At 45.1% G+C, this 734-nt stretch carries 2 protein-coding genes; both read right to left on the bottom strand.

The window, feature by feature from the left end; genetic code table 11:
* The coding region (locus tag AC27FN_RS09885) for an IS3 family transposase (RefSeq protein ID WP_423769601.1) at positions 1-348 on the bottom strand (348 nt) is incomplete at its 3' end.
* A gap of 53 nt (positions 349-401) precedes the next feature.
* Positions 402-653: an IS3 family transposase gene (locus tag AC27FN_RS09880; RefSeq protein WP_002816285.1), complete on the bottom strand. Its 252-nt coding sequence runs from the start codon at positions 651-653 to the stop codon at positions 402-404.
* Positions 654-734 lie beyond the last annotated feature (81 nt).

The raw sequence follows: 734 nt of genomic DNA, 5'->3' as shown, positions 1-734 counted from the left end.
TTTTTGATTTAAACCAGTGGTCGAGAAATCCTGCTTAAGCAAGTTGGGACGCTGTTCAACCTTGGTTTTGGAAGCCGAAGCCGCTTTCCACTTATTGACGGTAACGGAGTGGATATCCAGTTCCTTCATGAGCCGGGAAATTCGTCGTGGACTGCACCGAAGCTGCAGTGGTTGAAGTTCCAGATTCAATTCATGGTGGATCTTCATAACACCGTATCGCTGCTTAAATTCCGCAAAGATCCGCAGAATCCGTTGTTTCAAGCCCGCATCTTCGGCCCGGCGTTTTGAAGGTTTGGGGGATCGATAACGATAATACTGAGCTCTGGAAACACCGAGGATTCGGCACATCTTGGTTACCTGGTGGTGATGGCTTTCTTGGTTAATGTAATCAAAGATATTGGTTACTTCTGCGCAAGGAAGCCCAGGGCTTTTTTTAGGATTTCGTTCTCCTCAGACAGCGAAGCCAGTCGCTTTTCCATCGCTTTGATTTCGTCTGGCGATTTACCGGATTGAGTTTTGGCCTGGCCCTGGATCCACTTATGAACTGTTGAATAGCCAATGCCATATTCTCTGGCCAGTTGGGCAGCTGATTCGCCTTGCTTATATAGGTTGATAATGTTTTGTTTGAATTCTTTGTCGTAACGAGTTGGCATGTAAAAATTCCTTCCTTTTGAGAGATGATTTATTCATTATACCCTCTCTTAAAAGTTGTCTCAGGAATCAGCTTACATCCA

The sequence above is a fragment of the Furfurilactobacillus sp. W61-4 genome (assembly GCF_057545565.1).
Note: the sequence above shows the minus strand (reverse complement) of the source record. Positions and strands in the feature narration are given on the sequence as shown.

Coding starts and splice junctions, on each gene's coding strand:
- AC27FN_RS09880 (WP_002816285.1), bottom strand. CDS start 653: ATGCCAACTCGTTACGACAAAGAATTCAAACAAAACATTATCAACCTA.